The sequence below is a fragment of the Amycolatopsis oliviviridis genome (assembly GCF_014654365.1).
Taxonomy (GTDB): domain Bacteria; phylum Actinomycetota; class Actinomycetes; order Mycobacteriales; family Pseudonocardiaceae; genus Amycolatopsis; species Amycolatopsis oliviviridis.
In genome coordinates this window covers 1-22152 of sequence record NZ_BNAY01000005.1, presented here as the reverse complement: position 1 = coordinate 22152, position 22152 = coordinate 1, and the positions used below count along the sequence as shown (strand labels likewise).

Annotated in this window: 23 protein-coding genes and 1 pseudogene; 17 read left to right on the top strand and 7 right to left on the bottom strand. The window is 66.9% G+C overall.

The genetic code is table 11. The annotated features are described in order from the left end of the window. Nucleotides 1-14: 14 nt before the first annotated feature. The 10 genes and pseudogenes from IE302_RS21715 (at nt 15) to IE302_RS21675 (ending at nt 6692) form a co-directional block, all read left to right on the top strand. Nucleotides 15-605 carry a DUF3558 domain-containing protein gene (locus IE302_RS21715; protein WP_229907895.1) on the top strand — a complete coding sequence of 197 codons (591 nt, stop codon included), beginning with the start codon at nt 15-17 and terminating at the stop codon, nt 603-605. Between the two features lie 52 nt (nt 606-657). Continuing rightward, complete coding sequence (locus tag IE302_RS21710) at nt 658-1263, top strand: DUF3558 domain-containing protein (RefSeq protein ID WP_191256347.1); 606 nt, start codon at nt 658-660, stop codon at nt 1261-1263. Continuing rightward, entirely contained in the window at nt 1260-1904 is a 645-nt protein-coding gene (locus IE302_RS21705) for a DUF3558 domain-containing protein (protein WP_229907894.1), read from the top strand. The genes IE302_RS21710 and IE302_RS21705 overlap by 4 nt, the downstream gene beginning before the upstream one ends. Before the next feature lie 76 nt (nt 1905-1980). Then, on the top strand, nt 1981-2565 hold the full coding sequence (locus IE302_RS21700; RefSeq protein ID WP_229907893.1) for a DUF3558 domain-containing protein: 585 nt from the start codon (nt 1981-1983) through the stop codon (nt 2563-2565). A 159-nt stretch (nt 2566-2724) separates the two neighbouring features. Next, nucleotides 2725-3060, top strand: a pseudogene (locus IE302_RS42800) (DUF3558 family protein); the annotation flags it as partial. Nucleotides 3061-3085: 25 nt separating this feature from the next. Continuing rightward, nucleotides 3086-3343: a DUF3558 family protein gene (locus IE302_RS42795; RefSeq protein ID WP_229907892.1), complete on the top strand. Its 258-nt coding sequence runs from the start codon at nt 3086-3088 to the stop codon at nt 3341-3343. A 271-nt stretch (nt 3344-3614) separates the two neighbouring features. Beyond that, on the top strand, nt 3615-4121 hold the full coding sequence (locus IE302_RS21690; protein WP_191256345.1) for a hypothetical protein: 507 nt from the start codon (nt 3615-3617) through the stop codon (nt 4119-4121). Next, nucleotides 4121-4726, top strand: coding sequence for a DUF3558 domain-containing protein (locus tag IE302_RS21685; RefSeq protein ID WP_191256344.1), 606 nt, complete (start codon nt 4121-4123; stop codon nt 4724-4726). The genes IE302_RS21690 and IE302_RS21685 overlap by 1 nt, the downstream gene beginning before the upstream one ends. A gap of 3 nt (nt 4727-4729) precedes the next feature. Continuing rightward, nucleotides 4730-5947, top strand: coding sequence for a hypothetical protein (locus tag IE302_RS21680; RefSeq protein ID WP_191256343.1), 1218 nt, complete (start codon nt 4730-4732; stop codon nt 5945-5947). 1 nt (nt 5948) lies between these two features. Then, a complete protein-coding gene (locus tag IE302_RS21675) occupies nt 5949-6692 on the top strand; it encodes an ESX secretion-associated protein EspG (protein ID WP_191256342.1) in 744 nt (247 codons plus the stop codon). Here the strand turns inward: IE302_RS21675 and IE302_RS21670 are convergent. The 4 genes from IE302_RS21670 to IE302_RS21655 form a co-directional block, all read right to left on the bottom strand. Further along, nucleotides 6689-7444 carry an amino acid ABC transporter ATP-binding protein gene (locus IE302_RS21670; protein WP_308436910.1) on the bottom strand — a complete coding sequence of 252 codons (756 nt, stop codon included), beginning with the start codon at nt 7442-7444 and terminating at the stop codon, nt 6689-6691. The genes IE302_RS21675 and IE302_RS21670 overlap by 4 nt on opposite strands. After that, on the bottom strand, nt 7441-8244 hold the full coding sequence (locus IE302_RS21665; RefSeq protein WP_191256341.1) for an amino acid ABC transporter permease: 804 nt from the start codon (nt 8242-8244) through the stop codon (nt 7441-7443). Before IE302_RS21665 ends, IE302_RS21670 begins: the two co-directional genes overlap by 4 nt. Before the next feature lie 70 nt (nt 8245-8314). Further along, entirely contained in the window at nt 8315-9130 is an 816-nt protein-coding gene (locus IE302_RS21660) for a basic amino acid ABC transporter substrate-binding protein (RefSeq protein ID WP_191256340.1), read from the bottom strand. A gap of 217 nt (nt 9131-9347) precedes the next feature. Further along, a complete protein-coding gene (locus IE302_RS21655) occupies nt 9348-9635 on the bottom strand; it encodes a hypothetical protein (protein ID WP_191256339.1) in 288 nt (95 codons plus the stop codon). A 200-nt stretch (nt 9636-9835) separates the two neighbouring features. Between IE302_RS21655 and IE302_RS21650 the strand changes: the two genes are divergently transcribed. The 3 genes from IE302_RS21650 to IE302_RS21640 are packed head-to-tail and all read left to right on the top strand — an operon-like array spanning nt 9836 to nt 13295. Continuing rightward, nucleotides 9836-11497 (top strand): circularly permuted type 2 ATP-grasp protein, encoded by a 1662-nt coding sequence (locus IE302_RS21650; RefSeq protein WP_191256338.1) that lies wholly within the window; start codon nt 9836-9838, stop codon nt 11495-11497. Nucleotides 11498-11508: 11 nt separating this feature from the next. After that, entirely contained in the window at nt 11509-12456 is a 948-nt protein-coding gene (locus IE302_RS21645; RefSeq protein WP_191256337.1) for an alpha-E domain-containing protein, read from the top strand. Beyond that, nucleotides 12453-13295, top strand: a complete 843-nt coding sequence (locus IE302_RS21640; protein ID WP_191256336.1) for a transglutaminase family protein — start codon at nt 12453-12455, stop codon at nt 13293-13295. The genes IE302_RS21645 and IE302_RS21640 overlap by 4 nt, the downstream gene beginning before the upstream one ends. Before the next feature lie 160 nt (nt 13296-13455). On the opposite strand, the gene IE302_RS21635 is transcribed toward IE302_RS21640, so the two are convergent. Together IE302_RS21635 and IE302_RS21630 are read right to left on the bottom strand one after the other, a co-directional pair. Then, nucleotides 13456-14460 carry a FecCD family ABC transporter permease gene (locus IE302_RS21635; protein ID WP_191256335.1) on the bottom strand — a complete coding sequence of 335 codons (1005 nt, stop codon included), beginning with the start codon at nt 14458-14460 and terminating at the stop codon, nt 13456-13458. Continuing rightward, nucleotides 14457-15488: a FecCD family ABC transporter permease gene (locus IE302_RS21630; RefSeq protein ID WP_229907891.1), complete on the bottom strand. Its 1032-nt coding sequence runs from the start codon at nt 15486-15488 to the stop codon at nt 14457-14459. The genes IE302_RS21635 and IE302_RS21630 overlap by 4 nt, the downstream gene beginning before the upstream one ends. 67 nt (nt 15489-15555) lie before the next feature. Here IE302_RS21630 and IE302_RS21625 point away from each other — a divergent pair, with 67 nt between their 5' ends. After that, nucleotides 15556-16554: an ABC transporter substrate-binding protein gene (locus IE302_RS21625; RefSeq protein WP_191256334.1), complete on the top strand. Its 999-nt coding sequence runs from the start codon at nt 15556-15558 to the stop codon at nt 16552-16554. Between the two features lie 105 nt (nt 16555-16659). Here IE302_RS21625 and IE302_RS21620 read toward each other — a convergent pair whose 3' ends face one another. Next, entirely contained in the window at nt 16660-18072 is a 1413-nt protein-coding gene (locus IE302_RS21620; RefSeq protein ID WP_191256333.1) for a M20/M25/M40 family metallo-hydrolase, read from the bottom strand. 373 nt (nt 18073-18445) lie between these two features. Here IE302_RS21620 and pdhA point away from each other — a divergent pair, with 373 nt between their 5' ends. Genes pdhA through IE302_RS21605 form a run of 3 tightly spaced genes read left to right on the top strand, consistent with a single transcriptional unit; the run spans nt 18446 to nt 22011 of the window. Further along, complete coding sequence (gene pdhA, locus IE302_RS21615; protein ID WP_191256332.1) at nt 18446-19651, top strand: pyruvate dehydrogenase (acetyl-transferring) E1 component subunit alpha; 1206 nt, start codon at nt 18446-18448, stop codon at nt 19649-19651. Nucleotide 19652: 1 nt separating this feature from the next. Further along, nucleotides 19653-20645, top strand: coding sequence for an alpha-ketoacid dehydrogenase subunit beta (locus tag IE302_RS21610; protein ID WP_191256895.1), 993 nt, complete (start codon nt 19653-19655; stop codon nt 20643-20645). A 16-nt stretch (nt 20646-20661) separates the two neighbouring features. After that, on the top strand, nt 20662-22011 hold the full coding sequence (locus tag IE302_RS21605) for a dihydrolipoamide acetyltransferase family protein (RefSeq protein WP_191256331.1): 1350 nt from the start codon (nt 20662-20664) through the stop codon (nt 22009-22011). The last annotated feature ends 141 nt before the right edge of the window (nt 22012-22152 follow it).

Sequence of the window (22152 nt, the reverse complement as noted above, 5' to 3'; positions counted from 1 at the left end):
CGGGGAGGCACGACATGAAGCGTTTCATGCTCTTGGCGGCTGCGGTATCGCTCTTGGCCGGTGGTTGCGCCACGCAGGTGGCCGGCACCGCGACGACGAGCGCACCGCCCTCGGCGCGGCTTCCGTCCGATGGGGCGCCTGCGGTGACTGAGCCGATCACCGCCACCGCGGCGTTCGAGGCGGACCCGTGCAGCGCTGTCCCCACGGCCGAGATCGAGGCGATCGGCGGCAAGATCAAGAATTCCCGTCTCGAGGACTTGACCATGGGGAACGCCTGCTCCTGGGTCTTTCAAAATTCGCCGAACACCGTCAGTGCTGGACTCGTCACCGGAAACAAGGACGGCCTAAGCGCCCTGTACGCGCAGAGTGCGACTGGTGGCCTCACCACCTTCAAACCGGTCGATCCGGTCGCCGGATACCCAGCGGTCATCTTCGCCAACGGCGGCGAAGGCAGAGGAACCTGCACTCTCGCCGTCGGTGTTCGAGACGACCTCGTCTACACCGTTATCCCGCGCCTGAGCGATTACCACCCTTCCTTCGCAGACCCTTGCGGGATGGCGACAAAGGTCGCGGCAGCGGCGATCAAGCACCTCAAGAAGTCCTGATCAGGCGAAACGGGTCGATACCCGACAAGTGAAAACAGGAAAGGCCCTCAGAATGCGACGGCTCATCATCGCCGCGACGATCACCTGCACGACTTTACTGTTCGCGACGGCTTGCAACGGTGACAAGACCTCGGGGAATCCCGCTCCTGCACCGACCTCGTCCGCGGGCCTACCGCGAGCAGGTGCCCCGGCGGTGCAAAGCCCGCTGAAGACCGACTTGCTGGCCACGGATCCTTGCGGTGCCGCCTCCAAGACCGAGGTCGAAAGCGTCGGGGGTGCGCTCCAAAGTGCCGAGGCCGAGGACATCGCAGGAGGACGCGGTTGCGCCTGGATCTTCGCGGGGTTCGCCGGCGACGTGAGTGGTGCGCTGAACGTCAGTCAGCCCGACGGCCTAAGTCACCTGTATGCCCTCAAAGCGCAAGGTAGCGGCGTCACGACGTTCAAACCCCTGCAGGATATCGCCGGACACTCGGCAGTCGAGTACGCGAACGGCGGCGAAGGCCAAGGCGCTTGCCAGCTCGCGGTGGGCCTCCGTGACGACATGACATACGTCCTGGTCACACAACTGCGGGGCGGCAACCCCTACCTGGACGACCCGTGCGGCTTGAGCGTGAAGATCGCCGAGTTCGCAATCCAGCATTTGAAGGCGGTCCAATGACCTACGACGCTCTCAGTTTTCTTGGGAAGGCTATCCGAATGCGCTTTCGACTCGTCTCCATTCTGGCTGCGGCCTGTGTGCTCACTGCCGGCTGCACCGGGGAAACCGGCGGTAAGACCGAGCCTTCGATACCCAATTCCGACACCACTGCCCTCCCCCGCTCGGGAGCACCCAAAGTGAAATCCCCTTTGAAGTCGGAAATGCTCGCAAACGAACCCTGTAGCGCCGCGACCGACACGGAGATCGAAGGCCTCGCGGGGAAGGTGAAAAGCTCCAAAGTGGAACAGATCGCGGGCGGCCCGACCTGCTCGTGGATCCTCGCCGATCTCGCGGGCTCGATCAACGGCGGCCTGAACGTCAGTCAGCCTGAAGGCTTGAGCCATCTCTACTCTCTCAAGCAACAGGGCAGCGGTGTCACGACGTTCAAGCCCTTGCCCGACATCGCCGGTTATCCGGCCGTCGTCTTCGCGAACGGCGGTGAAGGCGCGGGCAATTGCAACCTGGCTGTCGGAATTCGTGACGACATGATGTACACGGTGGTCACCGCCTTGTTCGACGACAGCCCTGCCTACAACGACCCCTGCGGTACCAGCGTGAAACTCGCCGAGTTGGCGATCCAACGCTTGAAGGCGGTCCCATGACCCAAGCAGAAACTCCATCGGCGCTCCGCCGGATCGGGAAGGCCGACTGATGCACCACGCTAGGAAGCTCGTGTCCGTGACCGCGGTGGGAACCCTGCTGCTTCTCAGCGCATGCAGCGATCCGAAGACGGGCAATGCGACCTCAGCCGCTCCGACAGCACCTACCTCTGTCCGGCTCCCGGCCAACGGCGCCCCTGCCGTGACGAACCCGATTCTGAATACCGCCCAGGCCGAATCAGATCCCTGTAGCACGGTGGCCACCACGCAGATCGAGGAAATCGGTGGAAAGGTCGAAAAAACGGAGGTCGACGACGGGACCTTTGGTAAAAGCTGCGGTTGGATCTTCGAAGCGGGCCCGAGCAGCGTGACCGCGGGCCTTCTACCTGGCAACAAGGACGGGCTGAGCAGCCTCTACGCAAAACACGCGCAGGGTGGGCTGTCCACTTTCAAGCCGATCGACTCGATCGAAGGATACCCGGGCGTCGTCTATGACAACGGCGGAGAAGGAAAGGGACGATGCGTGCTCGCCGTGGGCGTTCGCGACGATCTCACCTACACGGTCACGCCACTCCTGACCACTGGCAATCCCATGTTGTCGGATCCCTGCGGCTTGGCCACCAAGGTCGCTTCCGCGGCGATCAAGAAGCTCAAAGACGCTTAGGCGAGGACCGGCAGTGGTTGGTAGATCCTCGCCAAGCTGACCGGCGGAAACCAGGGCCGCCGACGCCGGAGCAGAAGGCCGCGCCCCGCTCACCTCGCGTACCAGTGACAGGGCCATGCCGTCCTGGACGCCATTCACAACGTTGGAAGGGCAGTTTGAATGGGATCACGTTCGGCTCTTTTCGTTTTGGCGACGGCAGCGTTGCTTGTCAGCGCGTGCAGCGACCCCGGCAAAGGCAACCCGACGACACCTGCCCCTTCGTCACCCGTCGAGCAGTCGACTTCGTTGCCGCGGGCCGGTGCGCCGAACATCGACAAGCCCCTGGACACCGCTGCTGCCGAAACAGATCCCTGCGGTGTTGTGAAAAGCGATCAGGTCCAATCCTTCGGTGGCGGCACGGTGGACCGATCCCGGGTGGATGACCTGTCCTCCGGCAAGGCCTGCACATGGGTGTTCGCCGACGGGCTGGGCACGATCAGCGCGGGAATGAACACCGGTGAGCGTGATGGTCTGAGTCATCATGTACGCGTTGAACGCGCAGGGCAGCGGCCTCACGACGTTCAAACCGTCGGAGGCGATCGACGGCTATCCCTCGGTGGTCTTCGCGAACGGCGGCGAACGCAGCTACGTCTGCAACCTCGCTGTCGGAGTCCGCAACGACCTCATGTACATGATCGTCGCGACTCCTGGGACCGGCGACCCGAACCGATCCGACCCGTGCGGAATGGCCACCAAGCTCGGCATGCTCGCCATTCAGCAGCTCAAGGCGGCGCAATGACCGCTCATCACGGGCGAGAACACGGACCGCGCCAGCCAATCCATGTTCGACCAGAGCGCCTTCTTCCGCTGGTAGCAGGGCCGAGAGCAGCTGCCCTGACCGGACAAATGCCCTCTTTCAGACCAGACACGTTGATCGTCCCATCTTTCGATGGTGATCTTTCACGAAGAAGCTGATCAGCGACCTACCTGCTGCTATCGTCACCGGTTGGAGTCAGTGGTGAACTACGGGTAGGCCGCGCCCCATCGCGGCCCGTGCGGGGAGGCACGACATGACACGACCGGGAAGCGGCCCCCAGGGGGTCTACGACCAGATCAACGGGCCGGGGCCGCAGGCACCGCCGCCCGGCTCAGGGATGATTCCGGGCGCCGCCGCAGCGCCGCCACCGCCGGGCCCGCCGCCGAACTACGGCGAGCTGGGCAGCGGCCAGGCAAAGGCCGACTTCGCGGCCGCGTCGGCGAACGGTGGCTGGGAGTTCGATCCTGCCGCCATGGACGCCGTAATCAAGTCTCTCGAGGACTGCATCAAGAACGACTTTCGACGTGCTCAGAACGAAGCCGTGTGGCTGGATCAGATAAAACCGCCAGGCGATGAGGTCGGCAGTCAGGGCTACGTAGCGGCAGCGAACAAGTCCGGCGCCGAATACAAGAACTTTCTCAAAGGTTCCGAGCAGTACACCCGTTCCTATGTCGACACTTTGATCCAAATCCGGACTGCCTACCAAGAGCAGGACCAAGCTGCGATCGACGCGCTACGTCAGATTGGAAAGATCGACTGATGCGATCCAAGGCCACGTTCCTTACCATCGCGGCACTGAGCTCGATGGCGCTTCTCGGTGGCTGCAGTGACCAGAAGGCCGTCACTCCTACTCCGACGAGCGTGCCCCCTTCATCGGGGCTTCCCACGAACGGAGCGCCCGCTGTAGCGAGCCCGATCACTAACACCGCACAGTTCGAGTCCGACCCGTGCGCAGCCATCCCTACTGCCGAGGTCGAGTCCGTCGGAGGCAAGGTCGAGCACTCCGAACAAGAAGTGATGACTGCCGGCAAAGCTTGCGCATGGATCTTCGCAAAAGGAGCGAACACTGTCAGCGCAGGGCTTGTTGCCGGCAACAAAGAAGGCCTTAGTTCTCTCTACGCTCAAAACGCGACCGGCGGGTTGACCACCTTCAAGCCAGTCGAACAAGTTTCTGGTTACCCGGCCGTTGTCTATGCGAACGGCGGAGAAGGACCAGGGACCTGCACACTCGCCGTCGGCGTTCGGAACGACCTCGTCTACACGGTCATTCCGCGACTAGGCAGCGACCACCCTTCGTTCTCCGATCCGTGTGGGATGGCGACGAAGGTCGCAGCCGCGGCTATCAAGAACCTCAAGGGGGCATAGGCGATGACCTACAGCGGTTGGGAGATCTTCACCAAGCTCAACGCCAACCCCGCGACGACGGAAACCCTCGACAGGGCACAGGTCTCGTCTCACAAGCTCCTCGTGATCCACGAGGACATCACCAAGGCGATGACCAACAGCCAGACGGCGTTGAGTTCGTTCTGGAAGGGCAAAGCGGCCGACAGCGGAGCAGCGGGCCTCGCACCGCTCATCGCGACTTCCAAGGTCGCGGGCGAGAACATGGACCGCGCCCGCCAGTCGATGTACGACCAGAACGCCTCTTTCCATTACACGCGCGGCAATGTCCGCCCGGTGGAGAAGGAGCGCGCCGGGGACAACGGGCCCGGGGACATCCTGTCCATCGGGGCGAGTGACGACGAGATCGCCGCCGCGAAGTTCGACTCGGACACCAAGCACAACGTCGAGATCTACGAGCCGTACTACCAGAGCACCCAGCCGCGGCAGCAGTCGCTCGCGCCGGTTTACCCGGCCGCGCACGATCCGAACGTCTCGGCGGGGCCGATCACGGCGGATCCGATCGATCCCGGGACGAAGGTCAGCGGGTTCACCGGCGGGCACGGCGACTCCGGCGGGCGGCACAGTGGGCCTCCCGGTGGGTACACCGGCGGCCCGAGTTCGTACTCCGCGCCACCGGGAGCCGAGGGGTACCAGGCGCCGCGGCCGCCGCAGATCCCGCAGCCGCCGAGGATGCCGCAGCCCCCGCAGCAACCGGTCCGGCGGCCGAACGACGGGACCGATCTCTCCTCGGTGAAGACCCCGCCCGGGATGCGGCCGGGTGAGTTCCGGCCACCCTTCGGGCCCGGAAACGGCGGACCGGGCGGTGGTCCCGGTGGTGGCGGCGGCGGTGGATTCGGCCCGGGCACGGGTGGGTTCAGCGGCGGATTCGGGCCCGGAGGCGGCTTCGGGCCGGGTGGCTCGACGGGCGGTCCGGGCAGCATGGGGCCCGGTCGCGGCGTCGGCACCGGTATGCCCGGCGAGGGCGCGATGCGCGGACCGGGCGGGACACCGGCGGGCGGTGCGGCGGCGGGCCGTCCCGGCTCGCCGGGCATGGGTGGCGGCGGCATGGGCGCCGGCAAGGGCGGCAAAGGTGGCGAGGACGAGGAGCACCAGCGCAAGATCACGCTGCAGGAAGAGGACGGCGACTCCCTGTTCGGCGGCTACGACGGTGACAAGCCGGTTCCACCGGTGATCGGGGCGTAGCGTGCTCCAGAAACCCGTCGAACTGACGCTCCAGACGTACGAAACCCTGCTGGACCAACACAATCTCGGCGACATCCACCCGACGCTCGTCCGCGGTGCGCAGTGGTACCTGCCCGAGGAACGCCGTGAGCTGGCCGCCACCGCGCAGTCCGAATTGGACAGACAAGGACTGCTCCGGCGCGGCCGGATCGACGACGAATTCCTCGACACACTGCGTTTCCTGCAGCGGCCGGCGGTCGAGTACTACTCGTGGGTGAAGTCGGACGGGCGCGAACGGACCGTTCGCGCCGCGGGCAGTGGCCGCGAAGCGCTCACTGTCGTCCTGGTCGACAAGGTCGTCTACCTGACACCGACCCGGCCAGACACGCTCCCGCAGGATTTCACCGGCCTGCTTCCCGAGGCACCCGGCGCGCGCACGCCGTCGCTGAACTGCTCGGAAGCCGACCTGCAGGTCCTCATGAAGGGCGAGATGCTGACGGGCGCCAGCCCCAGCATCCGCGACGCCAAGAAGGTTCTCCAGTGGATCCGGTCCCCGTACACCTTCTTCGGGAGGCTGTACGTCGCCATCCGTGACGGTGGCGGCAACCGGAAACGCGTCGAGCGGCCACCGGGCTGGATGGACACCGAGCAGGGCCGCGTCGTGTTCGGCCCGGACGCCAAGGGCTGGGTGAGCCTCATGGGCGCCGGGCCGCACGAAATCGCTTCGAAGGTGGTCCAGCTGGAGTCGCAGCTCCGGGGCCGTTAGCCCTGGTGGTTGGGGTTGAGCACCCGTGAGAGGAACGTCTTCGTGCGTTCCTCTTGCGGGTCGCCGATGACCTGATCCGGCGCGCCCTGCTCCACGACGACGCCGCCGTCCATGAACAGCACGATGTCGGCCACCTCGCGGGCGAACTGCATCTCGTGCGTGACGACGAGCATCGTCATGCCCTCATGCGCGAGCTGCCGCATGACCGCGAGGACGTCACCGACGAGTTCGGGGTCGAGCGCCGACGTCGGTTCGTCGAACAGCATGACGTCCGGGTTCATCGACAGCGCCCTGGCGATCGCGACCCGCTGCTGCTGTCCACCGGACAGCTGCGTCGGCAGCGACTTCTCCTTCTCCGCCAGGCCGACCTTCGCGAGGTTGTCCCGCGCGACGCGCTCCGCCTCTTCCTTGCCGCGCTTCAAAACCTTGCGCTGTGCGACAGTCAGGTTGTCGAGCACGCTCAGGTGTGAGAAGAGGTTGAACGACTGGAAGACCATGCCGATCTTCGTGCGTGCGCCGTCGATGTCGACGTCCGGGTCGGTGATCTCGCTGCCGTTGACCACGATCTTGCCCTGCTGCGGTTCCTCGAGGAGGTTGACGCAGCGCAACAGCGTCGACTTGCCCGAACCGGACGGGCCGATGATGCAGACGACCTGACCGCGGGCGACCTGCAGGTCGATGCCCTTGAGTACCTCGAGTTCGCCGAACGCCTTGTGCAGTCCCGAAACCTCGACGATCGTCTGGGTGCTCATACCGTTCCTCCGCCGGGCACTCCGGCCCCGTATTTCTTTTCGAGCCGCTGCTGCAGGATCGACAGCGGGATCGTGATGACCAGATAACACAGCCCGGCGACGACGACCGGCGTCAGCCCCCTGGCCTGGATCAGCGCCTGACGGCTGAACTGCGCCAGCTCCTGCTGCAACGGCGTGGTGCCGAGCAGGAACGCCAGCGAAGAGTCCTTCGTCAGCATGATCAGCTCGTTGGCCAGCGGCGGCAGGATGATCCGGAACGCCTGCGGGATCACGACGGTGATCATCGTGCGCGCGGGTGACATGCCGAGCGAACGCGCGGCTTCGACCTGTCCGCGCGGCACCGCCTGGATACCCGCGCGAATGGTCTCCGCCATGTACGCGGACGACACGATACCCAGCGCCAGCATGATCGCGATGTTGCGCGGCAGGTTCGTGTTGAAGGCCGTCGGCACGCCGATGCCGACGGCGATGAAGATCAGCAGCGCGGGCAGGCCGCGGAAGAACTCGATGTACCCGCGCGCCACCCAGCGGTACGGGGCGACCGAGGAAAGTCTCATGAGGGCGAGCAGGAGGCCCAGTCCGAGACCGAGCGCGAAGCCCAGTGCGGTGAAGACGATGGTGTTCTTCAGTGCGACGGTGATGACTTCGGGGAACTGGTTGGCGGCGACTTCGAGATCGAAGAACGCCTTGCCGATCTTGCCCCAGTCGGCCAGCAGTGCGAGCACGATGACGATCACCAGCAGCAGGACGTATTGCCCGGTCCGGAAGGCCGAACGTCGCTGGCGGCGGCTCAGAGCCATTTCTCTCCTCAAACAGGTGGCGACAAACCTGTGGCCGGTGCGCTGGGCACCGGCCACAGGAGACGGATTATCAACCGGCGGTCGGGCTGCCCGGCTGCCAGGTCGGCGCCTTGCCGAACCACTTCTGGTAGATCTGCGCGTAGGAGCCGTCCGCCGCGGACGCCTTGAGCACCTCGTTGATCTGGCCGAGCAGGGCGCTGTTGCCCTTCTTCACGCCGATGCCGTAGAACTCGTTCGTCTTGAACTCGGTGACGACCGTCGTGTCCGGGTTCGTCTTCGCGAAGTCGTAGAGCACGCCGTTGTCGTTGACGCCCGCGTCGATCGTGCCGTTCTTGACGGCCTGCTCCAGCAGCGCGAGGTCGTCGAAGGTGACGATCTCCGCGCCGGCGGCCTTCTCCTTGGCGTAGTCGGCGCCGGTGGTGGCCGACTGGACACCGATCTTCTTGCCGGCGACGTTCGACAGATCCTTGATCGGCGAGCCGGTCTTGACCAGCAGCGCCTGGGTCGCCTCGAAGTACGGGTCGGAGAAGTCGAACTTCTCCTTGCGCTTGTCGGTGATCGTCATCCCGGCGGCGGCGAGATCGCACTGTCCGCTGTTCATCGATTCACCGGACTCGATGTTCTCGAAGGCGATGTCGACGATGCTCTGCTCGACACCCAGCTTCTTGCCGACCAGGTCGACCAGGTCGACGTCGAAGCCGACGATCTTGTCCCCCTGCTTGACCTGGAACGGCTGGTAGGGCAGGTGCGTGCAGGTGGTGACCTTGCCGGAGGCGACGAGCTGGACGCCGCCGGCCGCGGTTCCGCCTTCCTCGCCGCACGCGGACAACGCACCCGCGGTTAGGGCGAGCGCCGGGATCAGGGCGAGCGCTTTGAATCGGGCCACGTCGTCACTCCTTGTAGTTCCCATGTGTCGAGAGCACGCATATTGCCACTCATCCGGCGGCAAGCACAGCACCGAGACGTTACAGCGCTGTTTCCACCGACGATCGTCCCGACGACGGGATCGAGCCGACCTCGGTCCCGATGGGTCACGACAGGGGCTCAACCGGCCCGGCACGGGAAACACGGTGGGGCGCCGAAGCGCCCCACCGTCGCCTTAATTACTTGTTCCAATAATCGAACTTGTAGCCGTTGTAGCAGATACCCGCACAACTGGGATCGACAGGAAAGTACTGGAGCGGCCCAACCTTGTAATATCGGGCGAAGTTGCTCCGCTCGCGGACACAGCTATCGTAGTTGTGTCCGCACCAACGACTCTTGACATCCGCTACGCCGACACTGGTCGACGGCGCCGCGGCACCGTCCTGAGCAGCCATCGCGACACCCGGAACAGCCAACGCCGCCACCGCGGCACCGGCCACGATGAACGCCTTCACAAGATTCTTCACAATTCCCCTTGAAAAGTGCATGAAAAATTCAGGATCTGCTTATCGAGCAGATAACGCGCGAATTAGCACATGGCGAAACGCCAGACAGAATCCAACCTTCCCCAGTCAGGTTCGAATACGCCCGGGGAGGCTAGCATCAGGCTGATCATTCGGACAAACCAACCCCGGCATCTCGCGCTGGACGGGGTCCATGGGTCACGATGACCTCCATGAACAACAACTCGGCGCCGCGGCTCCCACCTGCGGGCCGCCGCCCGCGGACGACGACGTCGGCACGGCGCGCGGCGAAGCCTGGAGCGCAGTTCGACGGCTATCTCTCGCCGTCCAGGCCGCACTCGGGCGCGTACGACGAGATGTTCACCTCGGACGGCACGGTCCGCCAGCCGTACCGGGCACTTTACGAATCGATTTCCGCGCTGACCTCGACGGACCTCACGTCCCGCTCAGCGGCGATCGACCGGGCGATGGTGGACCAGGGCATCACCTTCTCGCTGTCCGGCCAGGAACGACCCTTCCCGCTCGACCTCGTACCGAGGGTGATCACTTCCTCCGAATGGAGCAAACTCGAACGCGGTGTGGCGCAACGGGTCCGCGCGCTCGAAGCCTTCCTTGCCGACGTTTACGGCGACCGGCAGATCCTGCGTGAAGGCGTTCTCCCGCGACGGCTGATCACCTCGTGCGAGCATTTCCAGCGCGAGGCGTTCGGGATCAACCCGCCCAACGGCGTCCGCATCCACGTGTCCGGTGTGGACCTGGTGCGCGACGAGGAGGGAACGTTCCGGGTGCTGGAGGACAACCTCCGCAACCCCTCGGGTGTCTCGTACGTGATGGAGAACCGCCGCACGATGGCGCGCGTGTTCCCGGACCTGTTCGCCCAGCACCGGGTGCGCCCGGTCGGCGATTACGCCTCGCATCTGCTGCGCGCGCTGCGGGCGGCGGCCGCGGCGAACGTCGCCGACCCGATGGTCGTCGTGCTCACGCCCGGCGTGCACAACTCCGCGTACTTCGAGCATTCGCTGCTGGCCAGGCTGATGGGGGTCGAGCTGGTCGAAGGCCGCGACATGTTCTGCCGGGACAACGTCGTCTACCTGCGCACCACCGAGGGCGAACGGCAGGTCGACGTCATCTACCGGCGGATCGACGACGAGTTCCTCGATCCGGTCCACTACCGGCCGGATTCGGTGCTCGGCGTCGCCGGGATCCTCAACGCGGCCCGCGCGGGCAACGTGGTGGTCGCGAACGCCGTCGGCAACGGGGTCGGCGACGACAAGCTCGTCTACACCTACGTGCCCGAGATGGTGAAGTACTACCTCAACGAGAAGCCGCTGCTGCCCAACGTGGACACCTTCCGGTGCTGGCTGCCGGACGAGTTCGACCACGTCATGCAACACATGGACGAGCTGGTGATCAAACCGGTCGAGGGCTCCGGCGGCTACGGCATCGTGTTCGGGCCCGACGCGACGCAGGCCGAGCTGACCGCGTTGAGGCGGAAGGTCCGTGCCAACAAACGCGGCTGGATCGCCCAGCCCGTCGTCCAGCTGTCCACCGTTCCGTCCAAAGTGGACGAACAACTGGCACCGCGGCACGTCGACCTCCGGCCGTTCGCGGTCAACGACGGCAAGGAGATCTTCGTCCTGCCGGGCGGGCTGACCAGGGTCGCGCTCCCGGAGGGCAGTCTGGTGGTCAACTCGTCGCAGGGCGGCGGCTCGAAGGACACGTGGGTGCTGGCGCCACGATCCTCGACGGCGGAACGGGAGCTGGAACGGCCCGCGCTCGGCGCACTGTCCCAAGTGGACGGCCTGATCGCCGAACAGGGCCCTGAACTCACCACGACCCAGCAACAACAGCAGCAACAGGCCTAAGGGAGGTCGATGTGCTCGCCCGTAACGCGGAATCGCTGTACTGGATCGGCCGGTACGTCGAACGTGCCGACGACACCTCCCGGATCCTCAACGTCTCCGTGCACCAGCTGCTCGAAGACGCGAGTGTCGACCCGGACCACGCGAGCCGCCAGCTGCTCGCCGTCCTCGGCATCACGCCGGAGGGTATGGATTCCCTCGACGTGTGGAAGCTGACCGAACTGGTCGCCTACGCCAAGGACAACCCGGCGTCGATCGTCGGTTCGATCAACTCCGCCCGCGAGAACACGCGCGGCGCCCGCGAGGTCGTCTCGACCGAGCTGTGGGAATGCCTGAACGCGACGTGGAACGCGGTGCCGGACAGGCAGCGGTACGCGCGCCGCGCCGGACCGCACGCCTTCCTTTCCTTCGTCGAGGAGCGCGCGGCGATGTTCGCCGGGCTCGCCGATTCGACGATGAGCCGCGACGACGGCTGGCTGTTCATGGTGCTCGGCCGTTCGATCGAACGCGCGGACATGGTGGTGCGCCTGCTGCTCTCGCGGGTCCAGGACAGCGCGTCCTCACCCGGCTGGATCACCGTGCTCCGTTCGGCGGGCGCGCAGGACACCTACCTGCGGACCTATCGCGGCGCGCTCGACGCCGCCCGCGTCGTGCAGTTCCTGTTGCGAGACACGCTCTTCCCGCGGTCGGTGTTCCACGCGCTGCGACAGGCCGAGGAATGCCTGGAGCGGCTGGATCCCGGCGTCAACTCGCGCGCCAACGAGAAGTCCGAGGCGCTGCGGCAGCTCGGCCGCGCCCGCAGTGAGCTGGAGTTCCTGCGGCCGTCGGATCTGCTGGAGGACCTGCCGAAACGGCTCGTCACCCTGCAGACGTCGATCAAGGACATCGGCGACGCGGTTTCGGTGCAGTACTTCCATTCGTCGCCGTGGGTGGCCTGGAGCGGTGCGGAGGTTTCGCTGTGACCTGGCAGCTTCGGGTGGCCCACCGGACCGGATACCGGTACGCGACGCCGGCCACGCAGTCGTACAACGAGGCGCGGCTGACCCCGCGGTCCGATCGGCGGCAGACCACGGTCGTGAACCGCGTCGAGACGACGCCGGCGACCCGTGCTTATCGCTACACGGATTACTGGGGCACCATCGTGACCTCGTTCGACCTTCACGCGCCGCACACCGAGTTCACCGTGCTCGCGACGTCGGTGGTCGAGACCGCCGACGAGGGCGAGCCGATCCGTTCGGCGACGTGGAAGGACCTGCGGAGCGACACCGTGGTCGACCACCGCACCGAGTACCTGACGCCGACGGCGTACACGCCGCGCGATCCCGAGCTGACCAAGGTCGCGCGTGAACTGCGGAAGGGGCTCGACCCGGCGGAAGCCGTGCTCGCCGTCTGCGAATGGGTCAACCAGCAGCTCAAGTACCAGCCGGGGACCACCGGCGTGCACAGTACGGCGACCGACGCCTGGCGTGCGCGCGAAGGGGTTTGCCAGGACTTCGCGCACGTGACGCTGGTGATGCTGCGCGCGATCGGCGTCCCGGCGCGGTACGTCTCCGGGTACCTGCACACCAAACCGGAGGCGAAGCTCGGCGAGACGGTCGAGGGCGAGAGCCACGCCTGGGTCGACGTCTGGACCGGCGGCTGGTGGGCCTACGACCCGACGAACGCGATCCCGGTCGGACCTCGGCACGTCTGGGTCGCCTACGGCCGCGACTACGCCGACGTACCGCCGCTCAAGGGGATCTTCACCGGCGGCGGTCAGTCCACTTTGGACGTCTCGGTGCAGCTGACCAGGTTGACCTAGGCCGTGTCCTGTAAGCCTGTTCGATGGGCTTCGTGATCCAGGCGGTTCCTGACGGTGCGGGCGGATCGCCCTCGTACCGGGTCGTACTCGGGCGCATCCGCCCGCGCCGTCAGGGACCGCCTGGGCGCGAAGACCGCGAACACGACTTACAGGACACGGCCTAGGCCCGTCGTCGGAGCAGCAGCCAGAGCAGGTACACGCCACCGAGGGCCGCCGCGACGACGCCCGCCGGGAGCAGCGAAGACGCCAGCAGGCGTTGGCCGACGTAGTCCGCCGCGACGACCAGGGTCGCCCCGACGAAGGCCGACGCCACCAGGTTCGGCCCCGGCAGGCGCGTCATCCGGCGGGCCAGCTGCGGCGCGGCGAGGGCGATGAACTGGAGCGGCCCCGTCGTCGCGGTGGCGGCAGCGACCAGTCCGACGGCGACCAGCACCAGGGTCAGCCGCACGCGAGGCACGTCGACGCCGATGCCGGTCGCGGTGTCGTCGCCCATCTCCAGCATGCGCAGCGCGCGGCCGTTCGCGAACACGATCGGCGCGAAGACCGCCATCGCGATCGCCAGCGGCACGAAGTAGGTCCAGTCGCGGCCGGAGAGGTCACCGACCAGCCAGCCGACCGCCTGCGCGGCGGCTTCGAGGTTCGCCTTGACCAGCAGGTACGCGTTCACGCCGCCCAGCACCGCGCTGACCGCGATCCCGAGCAGCACCAGCCGCGAACTCAGCAGACCGTGCGGCGCGCACAACGCCATGACGACGAGCGCCGTCAGCAGGCCGCCCGCCAGCGCGCCGAGTGAGACGACGCCGGGGCCGGAGCCGAAGAACAGCAGCGTCACGATGCCGCCGGTCGCCGAGCCGGTGGTGAATCCGATGACGTCCGGGCTGCCGAGCGGGTTTCGGGTGATCGTCTGGAAGATCGCCCCCGCCAGTGCCAGCGCGGCGCCGACGAGGATCGCGACCAGCACCCGCGGCAGCCGTCCCATGACGACCAGGTACTGCGCCTTCGTGCCTTGGCCCGCCAGTGTCGCGAGCACCTCGCCGGGGCTCATCTCGTAGTCGCCCGTGCCGACCGAAAGCACGACGAGAGCCAGCGTCACCAGGGCCAGCGCGGCGACGACGATCGTGGATCGTCTGTCCAAACCGGACTCTCGGCGGACGAGCGCGGTCATCGGCGCACCGCCTTCAACCGGCGGGCGACGATCACGAACGCGATCCCGCCGACGACCTCGGTCATCACGCCGACTTGGATCTCCCCCGGCGAGCCGAGCAGGCGGCCGAGGACGTCGCAGCCGAGCAGCAAGACCGGTCCGAGCAGCGCCGACAGCAGCATCACCCAGCGTTCGTCCTGGCCGATCAGCGACCGGACGACGTGCGGGATCATCAGGCCGACGAAGGCGATCGGGCCGCAGGCCGCGGTCGCCGCTGCCGACAGCAGCCCGACGGCCACCATCCCGGCGGCGCGGACCAGCGCCGGATTCGCACCGAGCCCGCGCGCGGTGTCTTCCCCGAGTGCCAAGGCGTTCAGCGCACGCGCCAGCACGATCGCGATCACCACGCCCGCGACGAAGAACGGCAGCAGCACGGAAAGCTGATCGAGGTTCCGGTTGACCAGCGAGCCGACCAGCCAGAACCGCATGGCCTGGAGGTTGTGCGTGTTGATCATCTGCATGGCCTGGTTGATCCCGATGAACACCGCCTGGATCGCGACCCCGGCCAGTACCAGCCGCAGCGGGCTCGTCGCGCCGCGTGTCCCGCCGATCACCGAGACCAGCGCGGTTCCCACCAGCGCCCCGGCGAAGGCGAACCAGATGTACTGGCCGGGCGAAGTCACCGAGAACACCGTGGAGCCGAGCACGATCGCGACGGCGGCACCGTGGTTGATGCCGAGCAGCCCGGGTTCCGCGACCGGGTTGCGGGTGATCGCTTGCATCAGCGAGCCCGCGAGGCCGAGCGCCATCCCGACGAACAGGCCGAGCACCGTCCGGGGCAGGCGATCGTCACGGACGACGACATCGTTGTAGCTGCCGTCGTAAGCGAAGAGAGCATGGAGGACTTCGCCGAGGGAGAGCTTGTTCGCCCCGAAGCCGATTGAAAGCAGGATGACCGCGACGAGCGCGATGAGCGACCCCACCAGGACCAGCGTTCTCACGGAGACGCTGGTCCGGGGTGATCTGACGCGCTCCGTGACCTGGACCATGGCCCTCACAGTAAGCGAAGGCTAGCCTAACGACGAAACCCGGTCGTATGGCGAAAGAAGATCTCGAATGCACCTCTCCCGACGCGGCTTCCTCGCCGGCACCGCGGCGCTCGGCGCCACCGGCCTCCTGACCGCCTGCGGCTACCAGGACGAAGCACCCACGCAGGGAGCGGGCGCGACCTGGTCCTTCACCGACGACCGCGGCCGCGAACTCGAAGGCGAGCGGCCGACGCGGATCGTCGCGCAGGTGACCGCCGCGGCGGCGCTGTGGGACCTCGGCGTGAAGTCGGTCGGGATCTTCGGCCCGTCGAAGTTCGCCGACGGCAAGCCGGACCCGCAGGCGGGCGGCGTCGACCTGAACACGGTGACCTCGCTCGGGAACGTGTGGAACGAGTTCAACTTCGACAAGTTCGTCTCGCTGAACCCGCAGCTGCTGATCAGCGTGATGTACCTCAAGGAACAGATGTGGTACGTCCCGGACACGCAGACGGAGAAGATCGACAAGGCCGCGCCGAGCGTCGGGATCCGGCTGCAGGACATCTCGATGCCCGAGGGGATCGCGAAGTTCATCGCGCTCGCGAAGGCGCTCGGCGCCGACACCGAGACTCCGGCGATCAAGGCCGCGAAGGAAGAGTACGAGAAGGCTGACGCCGCGTTCGGCGAAGCGGCCAAGAAGGCGGCCGGGCTGAAGATCCTGCTGGTGTCCGCGCAGAAGGACGCCGTCTACGTCTCGAACGCGCCGAAGTTCGCGACCTCGAAGCACTATCAGAGCAAGGGCCTGGACTTCGTCACGCCGGAGGCACCGGACGAGAGCCAGGGCGGCTACTACCAGCAGATCAGCTGGGAGAACATCGGCAAGTACCCCGCCGACGTGATCATGTACGACAACCGGGGCGGTTCGCTCTCGCTCGGCCCGGACGGGCTCGGCGGCGTGCCGACCTGGGCCCAGCTGCCGGCGGTGAAGGCCGGGAAGCTGATCCCGTGGAACAACGAGACGCCGTTCTCGTACCAGCGGTTCACGCCGCAGCTGACGGAACTCACCGCGGCACTGAACAAGTTCGCTTGAGCGGTAAGTGCCGCTCTCGTCCCTCCGCCGCAATTCGTCCTCTGAATGCGGTCCTTGCACACGCAAGTACCGCATTCAGAGGACGAAACGCGGTCGATCCGGTCGTCAGCTCTTGGCGTGCGCGTCCAGGATGTGCGCGACCGCCTCGGTGACCCGCTGCGCGAAGTCGATGTTCAGCCACTCGTCCGGCACGTGGATGTTCGAGTCCGGCCCGCAGGCGCCGGTGACCAGGAACTGCGCGTCCGGGTACTTCTCGCCGAGCAGCCCCATGAACGGGATCGACCCGCCCATGCCGAAGCTCTTGTGCGGCTCACCGAAGACCTCGCCGCTCACGTGGTGCAGGGCCTTGTCGAGCCACGGCGCGGTGTCCGGCGCGTTCCAGCCGTTCTCGGCCTGGAAGTCGCCCAGCTCGACCGAAGCGTCGTAAGGCACGTCGGTGGTGAGCACGCGACGGACGGCCTCCATCGCGGTCTTCGCGTTCGCGGTCGGCGGGAGACGGAAGCTCAGGGTGAGCGTGGTGCTGTCGCGCAGCACGTTGCCCGCCTCGGCCGGGAGCGGGAAGCCCTCCGCGCCGATCACCGACAGCGTCGGCCGCCACGAGTTGTTGAGCAGGAGTTCGAGGTCGTCGTCGGAGACCGTCCGGCCGACCACCGGGAACAGTGTCTTCGCCGCGCCGGGCGCGATCTCGACGACACCGCGGGCCTCGTCGACACGGTTCTCCGGGATGTCGACGCTCAGTTCGGCGAGCTTGATCTCGCCGGTCTCGGCGTTCTCGATCCGGTCGATCAGCGCGCGCAGGACGCGGAACGAGCTCGCCACGATGCCGCTGGCCATACCGGAGTGCTGCGCGGATTCGAGCACCTTCACGGTGACGTTGACGTGCAGCATGCCGCGGAGGCTGGTGGTCAGCCACAGGCGCTTGTAGTCGGTGCCGCCGGCGTCGAGGCAGACGACCAGCGTGACCTCGCCGAGCTTCTCCTTCAGGTGCTCGACGTACGCGGGCAGGTCCGGGCTGCCGGACTCCTCACCGGTCTCCAGCAGCACGACCGCGCGGGAGTGCTCGCCACCGGCGGCGCGCACGGCCTCGATCGCCGTCGTCGCCGCGTAGCCCGAGTAACCGTCGTCGACGGCGCCGCGGCCGTACAGCCTGCCGTCGCGGATCACCGGCGTCCACGGGTCGAGCCCCTCGGACCAGCCACCGACCGGGGGCTGCTTGTCGAGGTGCCCGTACATCAGCACGGTGCCCTTTTCGGCCGCTTCGGACGTCGCCGGGATGTCGACGACCAGCAGCGGGCTGCGGCCTTCGAGTTCCACGACCTCGAGCGTCGCGCCGGGGATCTCCCGGGCGGCGATCCAGGAGCGGACGTGCTCGACGGCGGCGGCCAGATGGCCGGTCTTCGCCCACTCGGCGTCGAACGCCGGCGACAAGGCGGGGATCGCCACCAGGCCGGACAGGCTCGGAAGGACTTCGTCGGTCCAGTTCGAAACCACGGATTCGCGTACGGATTTCTGCTCCACGTCCGCCATCCTGCCACGCCCGAACGGGCGTGTGATGGATCACAACGGCGGGCACGGATCGTCATCGATCAAGCCGGGCAGGGCACCCGTCCGGGTTCGCCGTCCGCTGGTCGGCCCGCGAGTGAATCCCCTACTTTCGGCGGCCCCACACTCGGGCTTCCTAGCATTTTCCCTGATCAGACACCGTTTCTCAGCAACAAATCAGCATCCTGCCCTGACCAAACCGGCGTCCGGCATGCCAGGATGTGCGCACGAACCGTCAACGCCGATGGTGACCCAGCGCTTCAGATCCGACGCGCTGGTCCCCGCCGGCGCAGTCACTGTGGCCGCCACAAGTGGCCGCCAGAGGCGCCGACATCAAGGAGAGCAGCGCATGCCGTCCGAACACTGGACGCACCCGGAACCTGGAGACGGTCCCGCCGCCGTAGCGGCGCAACCTTCCCCCGAACAGGTGATCGCCGGTTTGCGAGCAACGAGCGAAGGTGGCGCTGAGCTGACTCAGCTGCTCACCCCCGAAGGCGAACGGGTCTCCTCGCCGCGATTCGACCGGTACGTCGACGACATCGACGCCGAAGCCCTCAAAGGCCTGTACCGCGACATGGTCCTGGTCCGCCGCGCGGACCGCGAGGCCAACGCGATGCAGCGCCAGGGCCAGCTCGGCATCTGGGTGCCGCTGCTCGGGCAGGAGGCCGCGCAGATCGGTTCCGGCCGCGCGCTGCGGAAGGGGGACATGGCGTTCCCCAGCTACCGCGAGCACGGTGTCGCCTACACCCGCGGCGTCGACCTCAAAGAGGTGCTCGGCATCTTCCGCTGCACCGACCACAGTGGCTGGGACTACAAGGCCCACGGCTTCCACCCGTACACCATCGTGATCGGCAACCAGGTGCTCAACGCCGCCGGTTACGCGATGGGCCAGAAGTTCGAAGGCAAGGTCGGCGACGACGACAGCGAAGCGACCATCTGTTACTTCGGTGACGGAGCGACTTCGCAGGGCGACGTGCACGAAGGCTTCGTCTGGGCCGCCGTCTACGACGCGCCGCTCGTGTTCTTCTGCCAGAACAACCAGTGGGCGATCTCGGAGCCCACCGAACGCCAGTCGCGTCTGCCGCTGTACCAGCGCGCCCGCGGCTACGGCTTCCCCGGCATCCGCGTCGACGGCAACGACGTCCTCGCCTGCCTCGCGGTCTCCCGCTGGGCGCTGGAGGAGTGCCGTCACGGCAACGGCCCGGTGCTGATCGAGGCGTTCACCTACCGGATGGACGCGCACACCACCACCGACGACCCCACCCGCTACCGGCTCTCCGACGAGCTGGAGGAGTGGAAGCTGAAGGACCCGATCGAGCGCGTCCGGGCGTACCTCGCCCGCGGTGGCGGCGCCGACCAGGCGTTCTTCGACCAGGTGCAGGCCGATTCGGACGCCTTCGCGGCCGAGCTGCGCGAGTACTGCTTCAACATGCCCGAACCGCCGCCGGACCGGATCTTCTCCAACGTCTACGCGGAGTCCACGCCGCTGCTGGACGCGCAGCGCGAAGAGTTCCTGTCCTACATGGACGGTTTCGTCGGGGCGGGTGAGCACTGAAATGGCCGACCTCCAGAAACTCACCATCGGCAAGGCACTCAACCTCGGCCTCCGGCGCGCCATGGAAGAGGACCCGAAGGTCCTGATCATGGGTGAAGACGTCGGCAAGCTCGGCGGCGTCTTCCGTATCACCGACGGCCTGCAGAAGGACTTCGGGGAGCAGCGCGTCCTGGACACGCCGCTCGCGGAATCGGGCATTATCGGCACCGCGGTCGGCCTCGCCGTCCGCGGTTTCCGCCCGGTGTGCGAGATCCAGTTCGAGGGCTTCATCTTCCCGGGCTTCGACCAGATCTCCAGCCAGGTCGCGAAGCTGCACTACCGGACGCAGGGCAAGATCAAGATGCCCATCGTGATCCGGGTGCCGTTCGGCGGCGGCATCGGCGCGGTCGAGCACCACTCGGAGTCGCCGGAATCGCTGTTCGCGCACATCCCCGGCCTCAAGGTCGTGTCGGTTTCGAACGCCGTCGACGCCTACTGGGGCATCCAGCAGGCGATCAAGTCCGACGACCCGATCCTGTTCTTCGAGCCGAAGAAGCTGTACCACTCGGGCGCGATGAAGTCCGAGGTCGACACCGACACCACGCCGGACGAGCTGTTCAAGTCCCGCGTCGTCCGCGAAGGCACGACGGCCACCGTCGTCGCGTACGGCCCTTCGGTGAAGGTCGCGCTCGACGCGGCGACAGCCGCCGAGGACGAGGGCAAGTCCCTGGAGGTCATCGACCTGCGGACGCTGTCCCCGCTCGACCTGGAGCCGGTGTTCGAGTCGGTGCGCAAGACCGGACGGCTCATCGCGCTGAGCGAGGCGCCGTCGGAGTCTTCGCTGACCTCGGAGATCGCCGCGCGCGTGCAGCAGGAATGCTTCTACTCGCTGGAAGCCCCCGTGCTGCGGGTGACCGGATTCGACACGCCGTACCCGCCCGCCAAGCTCGAGGAGCACTACCTCCCCGACCTGGACCGGGTACTGCACACCGTCGACCGTTCGCTCGCCTGGTAAGGGGGAAGTTCCTGAAATGCCCGAGTACAAACACTTCCCCCTCGCCGACACGGCGGAGGGGCTGACCGAGGCCGACATCATCGCCTGGCAGGTCAAGCCGGGTGACACCGTGACGGTGAACCAGATCGTCGTCGAGGTCGAGACCGCGAAGGCCGCCGTCGAACTGCCCATCCCGTGGGCGGGCGTCGTCACCGAACTGCTCGTCGAACCGGGTCAGACGGTGGAGGTCGGCGCGCCGATCCTCACCATCGACGTCGACCCGGGCGGCAAGGCCGCCCCGGCACCGGCCGCCGCCCCCGCGGCGGAAGAGCCGGCGGAAGAGGAGATGAAGCCGCTGGTCGGCTACGGCTCCAAGGCCGTCGTCACGCAGCGGCGGGCACGCAAGGGCGCTTCCGCTCCTGCTCCGGTGGCTGCTGCTCCCGCTCCGGTGGCTGTGGCACCCGCGCCTGTCGCGCCTGTCGCGGCTGCCAAGCCGAAGGGCGGGTACGTCCCGCTGGCGAAGCCGCCGGTGCGGAAGCTCGCCAAAGACCTCGGCGTCGATCTGCACGCGCTCACCGGCACCGCCGACGGCGGCGTCATCACCCGTGACGACGTTCAGGCCGCCGCCAACGGTTCCGCCGCCCCGGCCGCCGTTCAGTCTGTTGTGGACAGTGGCTACGACCCCGCGACGCGGGAACGCCGCGTGCCGATCAAGGGTGTCCGCAAGGCCACCGCGGCCGCGATGGTGCAAAGCGCGTACACCGCCCCGCACGTCACGGAGTTCCTCACCATCGACGTCACGCCGATGATGGAATTCCGGGAGAAGCTGAAGAAGTCGCGTGAGTTCGCCGGGGTCAAGGTCACCCCGCTGACCTTCGCGGCGAAGGCCGTCTGCCTGGCGGCCAAGCGCACTCCGGACGTCAACGCGGTGTGGGACGAGGCGGCGCAGGAGATCGTCTACAAGGACTACGTGCACCTCGGGATCGCCGCGGCCACCCCGCGCGGGCTCGTCGTGCCCAAGGTCCGTGACGCGGACGCGATGTCCCTCAAGGAACTCGCGATCGCGCTCACCGAGCTGACCGACGTCGCCCGCGAGGGCAAGACCACCCCGGCGGCCATGCTCGGCGGCACGATCACCATCACCAACGTCGGCGTCTTCGGCGTCGACACCGGTACGCCGATCATCAACCCCGGCGAGTCCGCGATCCTGTGCCTCGGCGCGATCAAGGACACCCCGTGGGTGGTCGACGGCGAGATCAAGGTGCGCAAGGTGCTCCAGCTTTCGCTGAGCTTCGACCACCGCGTGGTCGACGGGCAGCAGGGTTCGGAGTTCCTGGCCGACGTCGGCGCCTTGCTGGCCGACCCCGCGGTCGCGATCACTTACTGACGTTTCGCGCGTGAAGGCCCCCTTCCCTCGGCTCAGTCGAGGGGGCGGATTCCAGGGGTGGTTGCAACACGGGTGATCACTTGGTTTGGGTGAGGAGTGTAGTGAGGCGCTCGGCTGGGGTGTCCCAGTCGAGTGTTTTGC